The sequence below is a fragment of the Desulfospira joergensenii DSM 10085 genome, from assembly GCF_000420085.1.
GTDB lineage: Bacteria > Desulfobacterota > Desulfobacteria > Desulfobacterales > Desulfobacteraceae > Desulfospira > Desulfospira joergensenii.
Genome location: NZ_ATUG01000002.1, coordinates 1,112,789 through 1,131,691 on the forward strand (window position 1 = coordinate 1,112,789; position 18,903 = coordinate 1,131,691).

Sequence of the window (18,903 nt, forward strand, 5' to 3'; positions counted from 1 at the left end):
CTAGTTTTCAAATAGACTTGAATTTGCAATTTCGCCCTGGATGGCTGTAGCAGCGGCCGTGGCCGGGCTTACCAGGTGAACCATGCCGCCTTTGCCCATGCGGCCGTTGAAGTTCCGGTTGGTGGTGGCTGCAGCCACCTCTCCATGGGCCAGGACCCCGTTGCTCATGCCCAGACAGGCTCCGCAGGTGGGATTGGTCACGCAGAAACCTGCATCCATGAAGATTTTGATCAGCCCCTCTTCCAATGCCCGGGAAAAAATATCCGGAGTGGCCGGAGATACGATTGCCCTGACCCGGTCATGGACGGTGCTGCCCTGGATCACCCTGGCGGCGATCCTCAGATCTTCTATCCTTCCGTTGGTGCAGGAGCCGATATAGACCTGGTCCACCTTTGTTCCCTTCATCTGGGAAACCGGTTTTACATTGTCCGGCTTGTATCCGAATGTGACCATGGGCTCCAGGGAGGAGACATCAATGGTTTTCTGCCTGGCATATAGCGCGTCCGGATCTGATCTGAATCCGGCGTACTCTTCCAGGGCCGCTTCCCGGTCGGCAAATTCATCCTTGATAAAGGGCCAGAGATACTCCACCGTGGTCATATCCGGCAAACAGATTCCGGATGTGGCACCGGCTTCTACGGCCATGTTGGAAAGGGTCATGCGCTGTTCCATGTTCATGGCATCCACCACAGGGCCCGAAAATTCAATGACCATGTTGGTGGCCCCGTTCACGGAGATCTGCCGGATCACCTCCAGGATGATATCCTTGGCCAGGACGCCCGGCTGCAATTTCCCTGTGATCTCTATCTTATAGGTCTCGGGCTTTTTAAAGGTGCATACCCCCTTTAAGATTCCCACCTCCAGGTCTGTGGTGCCCACTCCGGCGGCAAAGGCCCCAAAGGCCCCGTGGGTGCAGGTATGGGAATCTCCCATGATGACAGTGAAACCCGGCCTGACAAATCCCTTTTCCGGAAAAATGGCATGGCAGACCCCGTTGCGGCCGATGTCAAAAAAATCCTTGATCCCGTGGCGCAGGGCCCACTCCCGTAAAATCTTCCCCTGCATGGCCGTCTTGGAATCCTTGGCCGGGGTGACGTGGTCGATGACCGCCTTGATCTTGTCCGGATCAAAGACCCGGTCCTTTCCCCGGGCCACAAGATCCTGAATGGCCGTGGGGGTCGTGATTTCATGGCAGAACACCCTGTCCAGGGTCAGCACACACACATCCCCGAAGGGCTGATCTTTTAAATGGGTCTCAAAAATTTTTTCTGCGATTGTCTTTCCCATAACTCCTCTCCCTCTTAAGATTCTTCTCCGAAATAGTCTTCCCCGTCCGCCGGTGTCACCACCCAATAGGCCTTGAACAAGGTGTCGGAAATATTTTTAATCACGTGGGGAATCTGGGAAAAAAACGAGACCGAATCCCCTTCATGGATTTCAAATTCCTCTTCCCCGTATGTCAGCCGGGCCGAGCCCGACACCACGATACCCAGTTCCCGTCCCAGATGGCCGTCGCTGGCGTCCCCCCGTTCCTGTCCGGGCTCAAGGGCCATGAAAAAGGCGTTAAAGGAATGGTTCCCCTTGGCCTGGCCCTCGCCGCTGAGCTTTTCGTATGTAAACCCCTTGCGCTGGTGGATTTTTCTATCGTCCTTCCGGACGATCTCGACCCTGGAATGGGTCTGGTAATCCTTGAAAAAATTGTTGGGTGAAACCCCGTAAACCTCCAGGAGCTGGAGCAGGGTGTCCAGGGAAGGGGAGATCCTGTTCCTCTCGATCTGGGAAAGAAGGCTGGAACTGACCCCGGCCTTGGTGGCCACCTCCTTGATGGTCAGATGCCTTGAACTCCTCGTGGCCCTTAAAAGCGCGCCCAGTTTTGTTTTCATACGCTGCCCATAATTTAAGTATAGTTAATTTTTCTTTAATAATACTTAAATTATGGGCCTTGTCAACTCTATTTTTTAATCAGCAGGTTTCAAATTTCAGACGGCCCTGGTCCCGGTACTCGGTCAGGAAGAGTTCAAAACCGGGCACATGGATCTCTTCCACTTCCAGATCATGCTCGACAATATCCGAATACCGGGTATCCCGGATCCGGGGCTCAAACCGGGTGATGAGATTTAAAAAGATATCGTTGAAGTCATAGGCCAGCCGGATCCTGAAGGACCGGGTGTTGACCAGCCTGACCAGTTTCCCCTGGTCCAGGGCCGCCTCCACGGATTCGGAATAGGCCTCAATCAATCCCCGGATCCCCAGCTTGACCCCTCCGAAATGACGGGTCACCACGGCCGCGACCCGGGTCATGCCATGGCCGGCCAGGGTATTGAGCATGGGTTTGCCCGCGGTTCCTGCCGGCTCACCTGCATCAGAACTGTGGCTGATCTCCCCTTTGTCTCCCACGATATAAGCCCAGCAGTTGTGGGTGGCGGTCTTGTTTTCTTTTGAGATCCTTGAGATAAAGGCCTTGGCCGATTCAATGGTCCCGGCATGGGCCAGGGAACAGATGAACACGGACCGCCGGATTTTGATCTCTGCGGTCCGGACCGGATCGTTGTCTGCCCGTCCCACGGAATAAAAGTATTTTTTAGGATTTGTTTCAGGCAATGATTGATCCTGTCGGAATCGGCTTTCCCCCATGAAATCTTTGAACAATCCCATGGCCCGGATTCATTATTTTTCTTCCTTTTGGATTGACTATGCATCTCCCGGATAGATATTTATAGAAGGCAGTTTTATCTGATAATCGGATTTTTTGCAAATTATCAGGGTAAACAGAACCTATAATCAAGGATCAATCCAGGCGCTGCACTGGGCAAATCAATTGCCGTCCGGGAAGACCGATCCCCGGACCTTATATCTTCACCATTTGAATAAAAGGAATGGCATCATGAAAAAATTTTTTATTGCCTTAATCTTACCTTTGTTCCTATCGTCCAGTTCTTTTGCCGGAATCTACTCATCTTCATACAGCCAAGACAATTCAAGCATTATTGCTTCTGTTGAGCTGGAGGAGATGGGGATTGTGAACCTGATTGTTTCTATTGCTTTCCTTTCAAAACCCCAAGATTCCAAAATTTACAAATCAGATGAATACAATAAATTGCTGCAGCGGCTGCAGCTAGAATGGAAAGGGGTGGCCCTTCAAAAAATACTGGAGTCAAAAAGGCTCCGGAGATCTGACTTGGTAATCTTAAAAAACAGAATTCATACGGAAATCGAGATTTTGATCGAACAACTCACAAAAAAACTGATCCCAGGCCAGGATGCGGAAGTGGTCTTTGCCATCTCCAACTTCTATCTTTTAGAGCCCAGGGAGCGCTGAATCAAGAGACAGCAATCTGAACCGAAAGGAAAAATCAATGAAATATAAAGAAGTTACCGCCAATCTCAGACAGGATGAAATCAGCATTATCAAATCAATTTTAGAGGCCCGCGGAATTGACTATACCATTCAAGGGGAATCCTTTGGAACCATACGGCAGGTGCCAAGTGCGATAAAATTGATGGTGAATGAAATTCAATACCAGGATAGCCTGGAACTTTTATCCGATTTTCTTTAAAAAATTTTTATAAAGGTGATATTCCAATATGGGGTTTCTGCGGCCCGAAGGCCTGCAATCCGCAAAACCTTTGCTCCTGCCTGGACCTGCGCAGAATCCGAATATAGGAAAAAAAGGGAATTTGAGAACAGCTATAAAAACAATCCCAATTCGGATATAATTTGAGCGAATGGTCCCGGCCGGTGTCGGGAAAAGCAAAAGGAGGAGTTAAACCACAGGCATGAACCCCCCGGAATTGAACCTAGGCGCTTACTTTGAAAGAGTCGGGTATACAGGGGGGACTTCCCCCTGCCAGGAGACTCTGCACGGTCTTCACCAGGCCCATACCCTGAGCATCCCCTTTGAAAATCTTGATGTTTACTATAATAAAATCATATCGCTGGATCCCTTATCCCTGTTCAAAAAAATCGTAACCCTGGGCCGGGGAGGATACTGCTTTGAGATGAACGGGTTGTTTGCCGCTGTTTTAGAGACCTTGGGATTTAAAGTCACCCCGCTGCTGGCAAGGGTGGCCGTTGACTTCAAACGGACATTCGGCCCCAAAACCCATCAGGTCCTTATGGTGGAAACCCCGGGCCACAGATGGATTGCAGACGTGGGTTTCGGAAAGGACGGCATTATCCGACCAATTCTCCTTGATACCCCGGAGGACCAGTACCAGTTCTCCCGCACCTTTCGGCTGGAAAAGGATCCCCGGTTCGGATATATCCTTGGCCTTCTCACACGGGAAGGCGACCGGTGCCAATATGCCTTTACTCTGGATCCCTGCAGTGAAGCAGATTATCTAATGTCCAACCATTTTACCTCCACCTTTCCGGAATCTCTGTTCGTGAAGCAGCGCATCTGTACCATCCCCACCAGGGAGGGACGGATCACCCTCACCGATCAGCATCTCAAAATCGATTCCAAACAGGGCAGGAAAATAAGCCTCATCACAAACGAGAAGGATTTCCAGGCCAAGCTCAAGCAGTACTTCGGACTCGACCTGCCGTGTCCAATCGGAAAGAAAGGGATGCCCGTCTCCATTACTCCGGCAACGTCCAGAGCCAGGCCATGAATCGGCAGACATGTATATAGTTACCTCAAAATATCATTTCCAATCAGGAGTTCTTCGCTATAGAGAAAAACCCCGATATTTCTAATATTCGCAACCGATTACTCGATCAGTGTGAAAAAATGGACCGGTGCGCTTTTGGAATCACCGGGATTTTATATATCCTATTGTGTTTAACTTTGTTCCTTAAAATTAAATTAGCAGGCCCCAAGACCAGACCATAGGGGAGTTGAACGGCATACGGATTTAATCCCCCCAGGAGGACGGCAAGCCCCGTAGGAATGGGAAAAATCGACCCATAGAAATATTCAATCCCTCCCCCTCCTTGAATTCAAACAATCAATTTGATCTGCCGGAGGCTCCTAATCTATGAATGGATACTGGCGAATTATGATATGAAGTCATAACCATCATCAATGGAGGTGATATGGAAAAAGATCCGAAAAAAGAGTTTTACGAAAAACTGGAAGCAAAAGGCGTCTCAAGAAGGGATTTTCTCAAGTATTGTACGGCCCTGACCGCCACCATGGGTTTGTCCTACTCCTGTGTGGGAAAGGTGGCCGAGCAGATAGAGCAGGCTGCCATAAAACCCCGCCCGCCTGTGGTCTGGCTGCATTTCGGTGAATGCACCGGATGTTCAGAAGCCTTTTTGCGAACCCCGGATGTGGGGGGAATCATCCTGGAAACCATTTCCGTGGAATACCACGAAACCATCATGGCGGCGGCCGGGCACCAGGCGGAAAAGAGCCTCCACGACGCCGTGGAAAAGTACAAGGGTAAATTCGTCTGTGTTGTGGAAGGAGCCGTTGCTACGAAATACAACGGAGCCTACGGCAAGGTCGCTGACAGGACCTTCCTGGAGATCGCCAATGATGTGGTTCCAAAGGCGGCGGCAACGATCTGCCTGGGGACCTGCGCCTGTTACGGCGGAGTGGCTGCGGCCGCCCCCAACCCGGGCGGATACAAGGGCGTGGGTGATGCCCTGGGTATCAACCCTGTCAATCTTCCCGGCTGCCCCACCAACCCACTTAACCTGCTGGGGACCATCCTCAAGTACCTGGGCAAGGAAACCATTGAGCTGGATGACTACGGCAGGCCCGTATTTGCCTATGGAGAGTCTGTCCACGACAACTGCCCCAGGCTCAAACATTATGAAGAAGGAAACTTTGTATCAGAATTCGGGTCCAAGGAAGCGGAACTGGGATACTGCCTCTACGAGATGGGATGCAAAGGACCTGAAACCTATAATAATTGTCCCACCGCGAAATTTAACGATGCCACAAGTTTTCCCATCCAGGCCGGTCATCCCTGCATCGGATGCAGTGAGCCTGATTTCTGGGACAGCATGACCCCGTTTTACGAAGAATCTTAAAACAGATCGCGGTAGAGTGATACTAAAAGACATAAACACCATTGGGTGAAAGGATATTATTATGGGTAAAAGAATCATTGTTGACCCCATTACCAGAATCGAGGGTCATTTACGGATAGAGGTGGAAGTCGAAAACGGGAAAGTAAAGGATGCCTGGAGTTCGGGGCAGATGTTCAGGGGAATTGAAATGATGCTCCAGGGAAGAGACCCCAGGGACGCCCACCATTTTGTACAGCGGTCCTGCGGGGTCTGTACTTATATCCATGCTCTTTCTTCTGTCCGGGCCGTGGAAGATGCCTGTGACATCGAAATCCCGGAAAATGCCAGGATCGTCCGGAACTTGCTCCACGGCGCCCAGTACCAGCATGATCATATCGTTCATTTCTATCATCTCCATGCCCTGGACTGGGTGGACATCGTCTCTGCCCTTTCTGCAGATCCGGTCAAAACGGCCAAGCTTTCGGAAAACGTGTCCGGCCGTCCCCAGAAGGCCGCCTATTTCAAGGAAGTCCAGACCCGGCTTAAAACCTTTGTCAACAGCGGGCAGCTGGGCCCTTTTAACAATGCCTATTGGGGACACCCTGCCTATAACCTCCCGGCCGAGGCCAATCTCATGGCCGCATCCCATTACCTGGAAGGCATCAAGCTCCAGGCCAAGGCTGCCCGGATGCATGCCATCTTCGGCGGCAAAAACCCCCATCCCCAGTCCCTGGTCGTGGGCGGGGTAACTTCGGTAAGGGATCTGACCCCGGAACGAATCGATGAGTTCTTTGCCATCTGGAAGGAAACCAAGGCCTTTGTGGATGAAGTATATCTGCCGGATCTTCTGGCCGTGGCCTCGTTTTACAAAGACTGGGGCGGTATCGGCGGAAACAACGATACTTATCTGGCCTACGGGGACTTTCCCCAGAAGAACATCAATGATGACCTGCTTCTTCCCGCCGGCGTTCTCATGGGAGACCTGGTTCCCAAGGCCGTGGACACCCTGAAGATTACCGAGGATGTGACCCGGGCCTGGTATGAGAAGGGCAGTGCCAAGCATCCCTATGAGGGGGAGACCAAACCCATAAAGGGAGAGGTGAGCTACAACACCGATGACAAGTACTCCTGGATGAAGGCCCCCAGGTATGCGGGCAAGTCTGCCGAGGTCGGTCCCCTCTCAAGGGTTCTCGTGGCCTATACCGGCGGCCACAAACAGGTAAAAGCCCTGGTGGACCATGCCCTGAAAACCCTGGGTGTGGGAACCGAGGCTCTTTTTTCCACCCTGGGTAGAACCGCTGCCCGGGCCATTGAAACCGTGGTGGTGGGCGATGCCATGGAAGGATGGATCGACACCCTTAAATCCAATATCGCAGCGGGCAATAAAAAGACATACCAGCCCTGGACAATGCCGGACAAGGGCCGGGGCTTCGGCCTCAACGACGTTCCCAGGGGAGCCCTGGGACATTGGATCGACATCGAAGGAGGCAAGATCAAGAACTACCAGTACGTGGTCCCCTCCACCTGGAACCTGGGACCCAGCGACGGTGAGAACCAGAAGGGGCCTGTGGAGAAATCCCTGATCGGTACCCCCATTGCCGATCCCAAGCAGCCCCTGGAGGTGTTGAGAACCGTGCACTCCTATGATCCCTGTATCGCCTGTGCCGTCCATGTGATTGATCCCCACACCAATGAAACCTATAAGGTGAGGGTAATCTGATCTGAATCATCGGGCAGACTGGATGTGAATTGGGTTCCGGCAATGACCTTGCCGGAACCTTTGCTTTTATGGTATAGGCCGAAAAGAGGCACGGAGAGATAAGATGAACGAGAATATCACAATCCTTGGGGTGGGAAACATCCTCTACAGTGACGACGGTGTGGGCGTCCGCGTGGTTGAAAAACTCATGCGGGAGTACGAGTTTTCAGACAACGTAACCCTGGTGGACGGCGGGGTTCTCGGGATCAACCTTCTGGGGGTGATCTCCAATGCCGGACGGCTCATCGTAGTGGATACGGTCCTGAACCACGGAAAACCGGGAGATTTCCACCGCCTGGATCATGATCAGATCCCGAACCGGATCCTGGCCAAGAACTCCCTCCACCAGGTGGATCTCATCGAGGCCCTGACCCTGTGCAAGGCCCTGGATCATGTGCCCCGGACCACCATCATCGGGATCGAACCCAAAGACCTGAATACCCTGAAGGATGAACTCACGCCGGAGATTGAATCAAAGGTGGAAGGCCTGACCCAAAGGGTCCTGGAGGAAGCCGTCCGGCTGGGAGGATCTTACTCTCCCCGGGATAAGGATATAGATCAAGGAGAAAACTGAACCATGACAAAGGTTTACACATGCACCGGGCACGAACTTAAGATCCCGGATATTACAGCCGGTGAGGGGATCTACCTGTTTGATGCCCATGGGAAACGGTATATGGACCTGGAATCCGGAGTCTGGTGCACGGCCCTGGGCCATAAGAATCTCCGGGTCAATGAAGCCATCACCCAGCAGATGGAAGTCCTGACCCACGCCGGTTTCTGCTATTCAAACCCCGTCCTGGAAACGGCAGCCGAGGCAGTCCTGGATATCGCGGATTTTGCCGGGGGCAGGGCCCTGTTCCTATGCTCGGGCAGCGAGGCCATTGAAATCTCCAGGCAGATGGCAAAGCACCTCACCGGCAAAGAACTCTCCATGACCCTTCACGATTCCTATCTTGGCGCCTATTCATCGGTTACCAACCGGACCCGGGACTGGTTCCTGTTCAATTGGGAACCCTGCAGGACCTGTGAAAAACAGGAGGCCTGCGACCCTTCCTGCAGGGCCTTTGATGCGGTTCCAACCAATATTTCGGATTTTGTGTTTGAGCCGGGAAGTTCCTCGGGCTTTGTCCGGTTTCCCCCAAAGGCCATGATCCAGAACCTTGGGAACCGGGTCCGGGCCAACGGGGGAAAGATCATCGCCAACGAGGTGACCACCGGGATCGGCCGGACCGGTAAGTGGTTCGGATTCCAGCATTACCCCATCCTTCCGGATCTGATCGCCATGGGCAAAGGCCTTGGAAACGGGTATCCTGTGAGCGCGGCCGCCATCCATCCGGATATGGTAAGGGAGTTGGAAAACAGGCCTTTTAAATATGCCCAGTCCCATCAGAACGATCCCCTGGGAGCTGCGGCAGCCCTTGCCGTGATCCAAGAGATTCAAGTCCGGGGCCTCATTAAGGAGGCCGGACAAAAAGGGGCTGGCTTCCTGGAACGACTCAGGGACCTGGTGGACCATGAGATCATCCTCGGCGTCCGGGGAAGGGGCCTGATGTTTGCCGTTGACCTTGCCAATGAAAAAATCGCAGAAAAGATCTACGACAACCTGATCCGGAAAGGATATATCCTGTGCAACCGGGGCACCTCATTTCGGATCGATCCCCCCCTGACCATCACGCCAAAAGAAATCAACTCCTTTATGGATGCCTTTGAAGAGGAAGTTTCGTCCCAAAAAAGGTGACCCAAAGTTCACCCCAACCTTTCGGACTTTGCAAGGTTGGGGCTCCTTGTGTAAATGGATGCTGACAAGCTTTTATTCATGCTTATATTGATCTAAAAGGGTTCTCCATTCCGACCGAACCACAAGCCTTTAAAGGAGGAGAATGAACAAACCCCGAGGAAGAAAAAACAGGAAAAAAGTCCGGCGGATCTTAGATGAAAAAAGCCGGTCCCGGGCCCTGGCTCTCCTGGAAGAGATTTCAGATGATCAATTGGTGGGTCATCTCTTTTCCCATTTTTACAACGGAGACGAGCTGATCAAGTTCAGAAGCGTGACCGCCATGGGAGAACTGGTCCTGCGCCTGGCCGGGAACCGCATGGAAAAGGCCAGAATCGTTCTCCGGAGAATCATGTGGAATCTCAATGATGAATCCGGCGGGATCGGATGGGGGTCCCCCGAGGCCATGGGGGAGATCCTGGCCAGATGCCCGGAGCTGGCCCTGGATTTCAAATCCATCCTGTTTTCATACCTGGACGACAGGGGCAATTTCATTGAGCACGAAATTCTCCAGCGGGGGGTGCTGTGGGGGGTGGGAACTTTTCTGAAATCCAGCCCCGACGGCCTGGACTCCACCACGGCAGGCCTGATCCGCTCCTTTCTTATCTCCCCTGATCCGGTGAAGCGGGCCTATGCGATCCGGGCCCTGATCCACGGCAAATCCTTTGACTGCGGCAATGTCCCGGAAAATCTGCTGGAGGATGAGACCGAGGTGGATATCTATACGGGCTGGAATTTCATAAAGACCCGGATTTCAGACATGGTATTGGCCTGTACCCCCAGAAAGGCCCAAACCGTCTGACTGCCTGCCCGGTTCGCCGGAGGGGGAATGGGAAATCCTGCAGGCGGACTGGCGGGCACATTCGATCCGGCCTATCTTTTTTATTTCAAGCGCCACTTCTTTTTTTACCTGAATGGAAATCCTGCCCGGTTAAAGGGCGGTTTCCAGTATGCGGCGGCTGATTTCAGGGGTAAGGTCCCGGGTCTCTGAAAGTTGTGTCATGCCGTGTTTTTCAAGGGCGGCCACAACATCATCGATTTTTTCTTTTGTCATCCCGTAATCCGAGAGCCGGGTGGAAACACCCAGACTCTCGAAAAAGGTCCGGGTTTTTTCAATGGCCAGGTCGATCCTTTCGGAAGACTCCCCCTGGGTGATGTGCCAGACCCTGGCTGCGTACTGGAGCAGTTTTTCCTTTTTCTGTTCCCTGCGGACGGTCCAGACCGCCGGCTGGAGAACGGCCAGGGTTTTGCCATGGTCCATGCCGAACATGGCCGTCAGTTCGTGGCCGATGGTGTGGGTGGTCCAGTCCTGGGGCGCGCCGGCTCCGATCAGTCCGTTCAGGGCGTTGGTGGCGCACCAGATCAGGTTGGCCCGGGCGTCGTAATCCTCCGGGTGGTCCAGGGTCCGGCTGCCGATTTCAACAAGGGTTTTGAGAATTCCCTCTGCTGTACGGTCCTGGAAGCGAGCCTCTGAAGGATAGGTCACGTATTGTTCCACGGTGTGGATAAAGGTGTCAATGATGCCGTTGGCCACCTGGGCCGGCGGAAGAGTATAGGTCAGGGTGGGATCCAGGATGGAAAATCTGGGGAAGGCCAGGGGACTGAAGATGGGAATTTTAGCGTCCCCATGGCTGATCACTGCGCGATTGTTCATCTCAGAGCCTGTGGCCGGCAGGGTGACCACCGTGCCCACGGGAAGGGCAGTCTTCACCGGCACCGGTTTGAACCTGCCGGAGAGCAGGTCTGTTTCTTTTCCGCAAAATCCGGCAGCCAGGGCCACAAATTTGGTTCCGTCCATTACCGATCCGCCGCCCACGGCCAGCAGAAAATCGACTCCTTCACGGCGGACAAGGTCTACGGCCTTCATCAGGGTGGAGAACCTGGGGTTGGGCTCAATCCCGCCGAACTCATGGATCTGCCTGCCTTTGAGAGCCTGCCGGACCCGGTCCAGGGTCCCGAATTTTTTCACACTGCCGCCGCCGTACAGGATCATCAGTCGGGTCTCTTCCGGTACCAGGGTATCCAGTTCGTCCAGCCGGTCTTTTCCGAAAACAATGCGGGTGGGATTGTAATAATCAAAATTTTCCAAGTTCATATCTCCTCATGGCGGATGGGTTATCAAATATGGGAATAAGATAATCCCCTGTCCGATGTTTTAAATGCACAGACCTGTCAATCACATGCCTATTCCTGCTTTTTTTTGCGATCGGGGACTTTCCGGCCGGCCATGTATATGGTATTTTTGTTCCTTGAAAGCTTAATAATAAATACGAGGAGATTCTTTCGTGGCAGCCCTCCCCACCATTGCACAACAGATGTCCGTCCTGGCAAAAAAAGACGGGATCAATCCCACACAATTGCCGGAAATCAGAATCATGAAGACGTCGGAGTACCACAGGCGCAAGCCCCTTTTATACGAAAAGGGAATCATCATCGTGGGCCAGGGGGCCAAACGGGTCTACCTGGGAAACCAGGTCTATGAGTACAATCCGGATAATTATCTGGTGCTCACTTTGCCCATACCTGCCGAATGCGAAACCTTTGCCACCCGGAAAACACCCTTGCTCTCCATGTTCGTGGATATCCGTATTGAGATTCTGCACCAGATTATTCAGGAGATGGGCAGCCACCAGGGGTTAAAAAGATGTGAGATCCGGAACCGGCAGCCGGGGCTTTTTCTTTCCCGGATGACCCCCCAGCTGCGGTCAACCCTTTCCCGCCTTCTGGCCGCCCTTACCTCGCCGGTGGAGTCCGGGGTGATCGGTCAGGGCCTGCTCAAGGAAGTGCTGTTCAGGATCATGTGCAGCGAGAGTGCCCGTTCCCTGTATGCCCTGGCGATCCGGAATACCAATGTTTCAAGGGTGGACAAGGCTTTGAAAAAAATTCACGGCGGTTTTGACCACCCCATCCAGGTGGAGGAACTGGCCGGCCTGGTCAACATGAGCCAGTCAGCCTTTCACCGTGCCTTTAAGGAGGTCACTGCCTGTTCCCCTCTCCAGTATATCAAGAAGATCCGTCTGAACAAGTCCCTGGACCTTCTGATGGAACAAAAACTGAGGGTAAACGAGGCCGCCGCCCGGGTGGGATATGAGAGCCCTTCCCAGTTCAGCCGGGAATTCAAACGTTATTTCGGCCGGAGCCCGGCCGCCTACATCCAGATCCATTCGCCTTTAAAGGCCTCCTGAAACCCGAAATATCCGACGGATAATCTTTTATATTTACAAAAACAGACCCGATTGTCTGCCCGGGGCTTCCATTTTGTTTGCCATGTATTATGTTAGTTAGGATAACCAAAAAATGAAACGGGTATTGGTTGCTTCATCAAGACGCTTAGGGGGATAAGGAAAAATGAAAGAGGATCTGAAGTTCCCGGAGATTGAGATACCGGAACCCATTGCGGAAAAATGGCAGGACATTGTCGATATAATGGCCGAGCTGATCGGTATCCCCGCCGCATTGATCATGCGCAGGACCCAATCGGATGCAGAGGTCTTTGTTTCAAGCAATAGTGAGGGCAATCCATATCATGCCGGCGACCGGGAGCAGCTCCGGAAATCGGGGTTATACTGCGAAGCGGTTATCAATACCCGGGACAGGCTTTTGGTTCCCAACGCACTGGCCGATGAAAAATGGAAAAACAACCCGGATGTAAAGCTGAATATGATCTCCTACCTGGGGTTCCCTATTTTTTTGCCGGACCAGGAACCCTTCGGGACGATCTGTGTGCTTGATAACAAGGAGAATGCCTACTCGGAAACCTTTGAGAACCTGATAAAGAATTTTCGTGATATTGTCCAGTCCCACCTGGAACTCATATACATGAATGCCGCTTTGGGCGGGGAAAACAAGACTCTTTCCGATTATATTTCTGAAATTAAAATTCTCCGCGGCCTGGTGCCGATCTGTTCAAAGTGCAAAAAAATCAGGGATGACAAGGGGCATTGGAACCTCATGGAGACATATATCGAAAAACACTCCGAGGCCTCTTTCAGCCATGGAATCTGTCCTGAATGTTCGGATATGCTTTATGGTAAAAAAGAGTGGTATATCAATAGAAAAAAGGGATAGATCTGGACCCATGCGCCGGACGTTTGCAAACATGCAATTACAAAGGGCAAGGGTTGAATAAAAAATCAAACAGCATCACAGAAAAATCTTGACAGAATTCCCGGGTTTTCCTATCCATACTCCATGATTTAATCTTTTCTTGCATATCTTTATACACCTGCCGTGTGATCCGCCGAACCGGGCGAATCCACGGGTGGTTTCAATTTTTTACACCTCACTCATTTTTAGATATTCTTAGGGATAAATATGTATAAACGACTGAAACAGATATGCCGGAAGCCTGCGCCATATGAATTTTATACGGCGGAAACACTCTGGACGGACGATCATATTTCAAAAAAGATGCTTGAATTTCATTTAAACCCGGATAGCGAACCTGCATCCCGGAATCATGATTTCATTCAAAACTCCATAAACTGGATAAGGGACCGGTTCAAGGTCGGGCCCGGCTTGAAGATTGCCGATTTCGGCTGCGGTCCGGGGCTTTATGCCAACGCATTTGGAGAGGCTGGCGCCTCTGTTCTGGGGATCGATTTTTCCCGGCGCTCCATTTCCCATGCCCGGGACCAGGCCGTGAAAAAGGGACTTTCCACAGAGTTTGTCCAAAAAAATTACCTTGATTTCAGTTCAGATGAGCGCTTTGACCTGATCACCCTGATCTATTGCGATTTATGTGCCCTGAGCCCTGAACAGCGGAGAACCCTGCTCCGGTCATTTCATGGTCTTCTGGCAGAGGACGGCCGTCTCCTTCTGGATGTTTTTTCTCTAAAGGCCTTTGAGGGCCGCCGGGAGGGTTCCTCAATTGAACACCTTCTTCTGGAAGGGTTCTGGTCAGATGAGGATTATTACGGTTTTCTTCAAACCATCAAATATGATGATATAAAAGTGGTTCTTGACAGGTACGCCATCATACAGGAATCAAGGGAATGGGAAATTTACAATTGGCTGCAATACTATCCCGTGGAGGCCCTTGCCCGGGAGTTCCATGAAAGCGGTTTTGCCGTAAGCGAGTATTATTCGGATGTTTCCGGAGCTCCCTTTGACCGGGGTTCGGAGACCATTGCATTGGTTGCCAAAAAGAGATAATTGCAGGGCCCATACAAAATATTTCCGGCAGAAAAGCCCGGGGCGGGTCCGGGCGGGGAGATTCAGTCAATGAAAATCCCCGCCCGGCACCTTTGCGGGCCAGATGATTTCTTATCTGCCGGCCAGTATCAGATGATCCCCGGAATCATCCGCCGTGAACCGGATGGTATCCCCTTTTGAAAAATCCCCCTTGAGAAGGGCCATGGAAAGAGGGTTTTCGATTTCCCTCTGGATCACCCGCTTCAGGGGTCTGGCCCCGAATCCGGGATCATATCCGTTCCGGGCCAGCCAGGCCATGGCTTTATCATCCGGGCAGACCTCAATATTCCTGGGTTTGAGCCGTCGGTTCAGGTGGTGGATCTGAATCCGTGCGATCTCCTCTATGTTTTCCCGGGTCAGGGCGTGGAAGGTAATGATCTCGTCGATCCGGTTCAGGAATTCGGGTCTGAAGGCCTGTTTCAGGGCCTGGGAGATGCCCTTTTCCCGGTCCGCTTCCGTAAGACCTGAATCCTCTCCCGCAGTCTGGAGAAACCGGGACCCCACGTTGGAGGTCATGATGATGATGGTGTTCCTGAAATCCACGGTCCGGCCCTGTCCGTCGGTCATGCGGCCGTCGTCCAGGACCTGGAGCAGAACGTTGAATACATCCGGGTGGGCCTTTTCAATCTCGTCAAAGAGGATCACCGAATAGGGTCTCCTTCGCACGGCCTCGGTAAGATATCCTCCCTCGTCATATCCCACATACCCGGGAGGGGCTCCGATGAGCCGGGCCACGGAGTGCTTTTCCATGTACTCGGACATGTCCACCCTCACCATGGCTTGGTCGCTGTCGAACATGAAGCCTGCCAGGGATTTGGCCAGTTCGGTTTTTCCCACGCCGGTGGGCCCCATGAAGATAAAGGTTCCAATGGGCCGGTCCTCGGGCTGGAGCCCGGATCTTGCCCTTCGCACGGCATTGGACACGGCATCAATGGCGGTCTTCTGGCCGATGACCCTCTTCTGGATATGGGATTCCATTTGAACCAGTTTTTCCTGTTCTCCCTGGAGCATCTTGGATACGGGTATCCCGGTCCAGGAAGAGACCACGTCGGCCACGTCCCCCTCTTCCACATCCTCCCGGAGCATCTTCCGGGTCTGCTGGAGCCGGTCCAGATCCTGTTTTCTGGATTCCAGGCTATGCTTTAACTCTTCCAGGGTGCCGTACCGGATCTGGGCCACTTTCTCCAGGTCCCCGTTTCGTTCAGCCATCTGGGCCAGGGTCTGGGCCTTGTCCATCTCCTCCCGGAGGGTGGAGATCTCCTGGATCAGGGATTTTTCACTGTCCCAGTGCAGCTTTAAGGGGCCGATCTCCTCTTTCATGGCGGCGATTTCCTTTTCCAGGATTTCCAGGCGCTCCCTGGAAGCCTGATCCTTTTCCTTGACCAGGGCCTGGCGCTCAATCTGGGCCTGGGTGATCTTCCGCTGGATCTCATCTATGGCCCGGGGCATGGAGTCGATTTCGATCCGCAGACGGGATGCGCATTCGTCAATGAGATCCACAGCCTTGTCCGGCAGGAACCGGTCGGCAATGTACCGGCTGGACAGGGTGGCCGCCGCCACAATGGCCGAATCCTTGATCCGGATCCCGTGGTGGACTTCGTATTTTTCCTTGAGTCCCCTTAAAATGGAAATCGTGTCCTCCACCGTGGGTTCCTTGGCATGTACCGGCTGGAACCGCCGTTCCAGGGCTGCATCTTTTTCTATGTATTTCCGGTACTCATCCAGGGTGGTGGCTCCGACGCACCGCAGCGTCCCCCGGGCCAGGGCCGGCTTGAGCATATTGGAGGCATCCACGGAGCCTTCGGCCGCACCGGCCCCCACCACCGTATGGAGCTCGTCGATAAAGAGGACCACCTCTCCTTCGGCGGCCTCCACCTCTTTGAGCACGGCCTTTAACCGCTCTTCAAACTCCCCCCTGAACTTGGCCCCGGCCAGCAGGGCTCCCATGTCCAGGGCCACCACCCTCCGGTTCTTCAGGCTGTCGGAGACGTCCCCCTCCACGATCCTCTGGGCCAGGCCCTCCACAATGGCGGTCTTGCCCACCCCGGGTTCGCCGATGAGCACGGGATTGTTCTTACGCCGCCGGGACAGAACCTGGACGATGCGCCGGATCTCTTCGTCCCTTCCGATGACCGGATCCAGCTTGCCGGACCGGGCAAGAAGGGTCAGGTCCCGGCCGAATTTTTCCAGGGCCTGGTATTTCTCCTCGGGGTTCTGGTCCGTGACGGTCTGGTTGCCCCGGATATCCTTGAGCACGGACAGGACGGCATCCCGGGTCACGCCGGCGCTGGTCAGGATCTTCCCGGCCTCCCCCTTGGAAGCTCCCAGGGCCAGGAAAACATGTTCCAGGCTGACATACTGGTCCTTCATCTTCCCGGCCTCGTCAAAGGCCAGATCCAGCATCTTTTTGCTTTCCCTGGAGATGTAAAGATCCGTTTCCCCCGTCACCCGGGGCTTTTTCCCCAGGCTGTCATCCACAGATCGGTTCAGATCGGGCAGAGACACCCCGATTTTTTTCAGGATAGCATCTGCCACGCCCTGGTCGTCCTTGAGTATGGCCTTTAAAAAATGGATCGGATCTATGGTCGGGTGATTCAGCTTTTGGGCCAGATCATGGGCAGACTGGACCAGTTCCTGGGATTTCATGGTGAGCTTGTCAAATTTCATTTATGCTTCCTTTTCATTATTATTTAAATTGACATACAAAAAGTAATGCAATAAAGAATTTAGTCAACCCTGTTCTGCCGGGCCCGTGTAAAATTATATTTTGGGTTGTTCTGCCGGATTTGCCTGGGTTTTCCAATTTTCAACCCGGGGGGGGGTTTTTGGATTTTTCCCTTATTTGGAAGAGATGTGTTCCAGGAGAGTTTCATCTGATCCGTGGATTTCTTCAAAAATCTGTGATCCGGATTCGTATCTGATCCGGTTTGGATTTTTCCTTTGTGATCCGGGCGGCATTTTGTTCCGGATCCTTTTGAATTCCTTCTCCCGGGTCATGAAGGCATCCACAACATCGGGATCAAAATGTTTGCCTTTTCCCTGGAAGATGATGTCCACGGTTTTTTCATGGGAAAAGGCCTCCTTGTAGCTCCGCCTTGAGGTGAGGGCGTCATAGACATCGGCCAGGGCCACAATCCGGGTGGATAAAGGAATTTCCTCCCCCTTCAGCCCCTTGGGATAACCGGTTCCGTCCCATTTTTCATGATGGGAATAGGCGATTTCCTTGCCCAGTGTAATAAATGACTGGCCCTTGACTTTGGACTCTACCATCTTGAGAATATCCCCGCCGTAGACGGTGTGAAGTTTGATGGTTTCAAACTCCTCACGGGTAAGTTTCCCGGCTTTGAGGAGGATGGCATCGGGGATTCCGACCTTGCCGATATCATGGAGGACCGCTGAAAGACAAAGATCGTCAATATATTCCTGGGTGATATAGGATGAATACTTGGGAGTTTTTGAAAGCTGTCCGGCGATCACCTTTGTATATTCCCGGATCCTTTCCAGGTGATTGCCCGTATCTGTATCCCGGTATTCTGCCAGTTTGGCCAGGCCCAGAATCGTTGCGATGCGGGCGTTTTGAAAATCCCGGTAGGAAGCGACCAGGTCCGAATCCAGCCTCATCTTCAACAGGAACTCTCTTTTTCTCGCCCTTGTCTCCTGGTGGCATTGGATGATTGACACGGCGGTAAAACTGGCGAAAAAAAAGCTATTGTTGAACAGCAGTTTTACATCCTGATGTGACGGATCCGTAAGAAGATAAACCGGAATGACATAGGATAGATAGAGAAGAAGCATTGAAAAAGCCGCCTGCCTCTTGTTCAGGGGCAGCACCGTTGAACAGATCATCATGACAAGGATGATGCCCGCATAGTAGGAGGAACTGAATCCCCCCAGCCGGATAATCATAAGAGAGATGACAAGGGCGGCCAGGGTACACCAGATGAGAACCACGGCAAAAGAGAGCTGCCGTAAAAATCCCCGGGAGTGGAAAAAAAGGAGAAGGATGCAGGAGAGGGAAAACATTCCCCTGTAGAATAAAAACAGCCTGAAGTGCTCCGGAGCCGCCAGATAGTCCAGCAGGGAGAACAGGGGATAGAGCACAATGCCCAGCCAGATGCAGACACGCACCCTCTGGTGAAGAAGTTCCCCTGTCTCCTGTTCAAAGAGGTCTGGATCTTTGGTTTTTCTCCAGCCTTTTTTCATTGTCGGTTC

17 protein-coding genes are annotated in these 18,903 nt (G+C 52.7%); 11 read left to right on the plus strand and 6 right to left on the minus strand.

Going from position 1 to position 18,903, the window contains the following annotated elements; all coding sequences use genetic code 11:
- From F608_RS0117480 to F608_RS32420, 3 genes are all read right to left on the minus strand, one after another.
- Window positions 1-1,287 carry a 3-isopropylmalate dehydratase large subunit gene (locus tag F608_RS0117480; protein WP_022666951.1) on the minus strand — a complete coding sequence of 429 codons (1,287 nt, stop codon included), beginning with the start codon at window positions 1,285-1,287 and terminating at the stop codon, window positions 1-3.
- A gap of 14 nt (window positions 1,288-1,301) precedes the next feature.
- Window positions 1,302-1,883 carry a helix-turn-helix domain-containing protein gene (locus F608_RS0117485; protein ID WP_022666952.1) on the minus strand — a complete coding sequence of 194 codons (582 nt, stop codon included), beginning with the start codon at window positions 1,881-1,883 and terminating at the stop codon, window positions 1,302-1,304.
- Window positions 1,884-1,962: 79 nt separating this feature from the next.
- Complete coding sequence (locus tag F608_RS32420; protein WP_033398793.1) at window positions 1,963-2,601, minus strand: IMPACT family protein; 639 nt, start codon at window positions 2,599-2,601, stop codon at window positions 1,963-1,965.
- Window positions 2,602-2,884: 283 nt separating this feature from the next.
- On the opposite strand from F608_RS32420, the gene F608_RS0117495 reads away from it, so the two are divergent.
- The 8 genes from F608_RS0117495 (at window position 2,885) to F608_RS0117530 (ending at window position 10,300) form a co-directional block, all read left to right on the plus strand.
- Complete coding sequence (locus F608_RS0117495) at window positions 2,885-3,319, plus strand: hypothetical protein (protein ID WP_027362865.1); 435 nt, start codon at window positions 2,885-2,887, stop codon at window positions 3,317-3,319.
- A 37-nt stretch (window positions 3,320-3,356) separates the two neighbouring features.
- Window positions 3,357-3,557, plus strand: a complete 201-nt coding sequence (locus tag F608_RS0117500) for a putative signal transducing protein (protein WP_022666955.1) — start codon at window positions 3,357-3,359, stop codon at window positions 3,555-3,557.
- A gap of 220 nt (window positions 3,558-3,777) precedes the next feature.
- Window positions 3,778-4,614 (plus strand): arylamine N-acetyltransferase family protein, encoded by an 837-nt coding sequence (locus tag F608_RS32425; RefSeq protein WP_022666956.1) that lies wholly within the window; start codon window positions 3,778-3,780, stop codon window positions 4,612-4,614.
- Between the two features lie 424 nt (window positions 4,615-5,038).
- The gene (locus tag F608_RS0117510) at window positions 5,039-5,983 is read left to right on the plus strand and encodes a hydrogenase small subunit (RefSeq protein ID WP_022666957.1); all 945 of its coding nucleotides are present in this window, start codon (window positions 5,039-5,041) and stop codon (window positions 5,981-5,983) included.
- A 61-nt stretch (window positions 5,984-6,044) separates the two neighbouring features.
- Complete coding sequence (locus tag F608_RS0117515; RefSeq protein WP_022666958.1) at window positions 6,045-7,682, plus strand: nickel-dependent hydrogenase large subunit; 1,638 nt, start codon at window positions 6,045-6,047, stop codon at window positions 7,680-7,682.
- Window positions 7,683-7,785: 103 nt separating this feature from the next.
- Complete coding sequence (locus F608_RS0117520; RefSeq protein ID WP_022666960.1) at window positions 7,786-8,295, plus strand: HyaD/HybD family hydrogenase maturation endopeptidase; 510 nt, start codon at window positions 7,786-7,788, stop codon at window positions 8,293-8,295.
- A 3-nt stretch (window positions 8,296-8,298) separates the two neighbouring features.
- Entirely contained in the window at window positions 8,299-9,462 is a 1,164-nt protein-coding gene (locus tag F608_RS0117525) for an aminotransferase class III-fold pyridoxal phosphate-dependent enzyme (RefSeq protein ID WP_022666961.1), read from the plus strand.
- Window positions 9,463-9,604: 142 nt separating this feature from the next.
- Window positions 9,605-10,300 (plus strand): DVU0298 family protein, encoded by a 696-nt coding sequence (locus F608_RS0117530; RefSeq protein ID WP_022666962.1) that lies wholly within the window; start codon window positions 9,605-9,607, stop codon window positions 10,298-10,300.
- Window positions 10,301-10,429: 129 nt separating this feature from the next.
- On the opposite strand, the gene F608_RS0117535 is transcribed toward F608_RS0117530, so the two are convergent.
- The gene (locus F608_RS0117535) at window positions 10,430-11,587 is read right to left on the minus strand and encodes an iron-containing alcohol dehydrogenase (protein ID WP_027362866.1); all 1,158 of its coding nucleotides are present in this window, start codon (window positions 11,585-11,587) and stop codon (window positions 10,430-10,432) included.
- A 196-nt stretch (window positions 11,588-11,783) separates the two neighbouring features.
- Here F608_RS0117535 and F608_RS0117540 point away from each other — a divergent pair, with 196 nt between their 5' ends.
- The 3 genes from F608_RS0117540 (at window position 11,784) to F608_RS0117550 (ending at window position 14,652) form a co-directional block, all read left to right on the plus strand.
- Window positions 11,784-12,683 (plus strand): AraC family transcriptional regulator, encoded by a 900-nt coding sequence (locus F608_RS0117540; RefSeq protein WP_022666964.1) that lies wholly within the window; start codon window positions 11,784-11,786, stop codon window positions 12,681-12,683.
- Between the two features lie 163 nt (window positions 12,684-12,846).
- The gene (locus tag F608_RS32430; RefSeq protein ID WP_022666965.1) at window positions 12,847-13,566 is read left to right on the plus strand and encodes a GAF domain-containing protein; all 720 of its coding nucleotides are present in this window, start codon (window positions 12,847-12,849) and stop codon (window positions 13,564-13,566) included.
- Window positions 13,567-13,812: 246 nt separating this feature from the next.
- Window positions 13,813-14,652, plus strand: coding sequence for a class I SAM-dependent methyltransferase (locus tag F608_RS0117550; protein ID WP_022666966.1), 840 nt, complete (start codon window positions 13,813-13,815; stop codon window positions 14,650-14,652).
- Between the two features lie 111 nt (window positions 14,653-14,763).
- On the opposite strand, the gene clpB is transcribed toward F608_RS0117550, so the two are convergent.
- Both clpB and F608_RS35015 read right to left on the minus strand, forming a co-directional pair.
- Window positions 14,764-17,358: an ATP-dependent chaperone ClpB gene (clpB, locus tag F608_RS0117555; RefSeq protein ID WP_022666967.1), complete on the minus strand. Its 2,595-nt coding sequence runs from the start codon at window positions 17,356-17,358 to the stop codon at window positions 14,764-14,766.
- Between the two features lie 171 nt (window positions 17,359-17,529).
- Window positions 17,530-18,894 (minus strand): HD-GYP domain-containing protein, encoded by a 1,365-nt coding sequence (locus F608_RS35015; RefSeq protein WP_022666969.1) that lies wholly within the window; start codon window positions 18,892-18,894, stop codon window positions 17,530-17,532.
- Window positions 18,895-18,903: the final 9 nt, after the last annotated feature.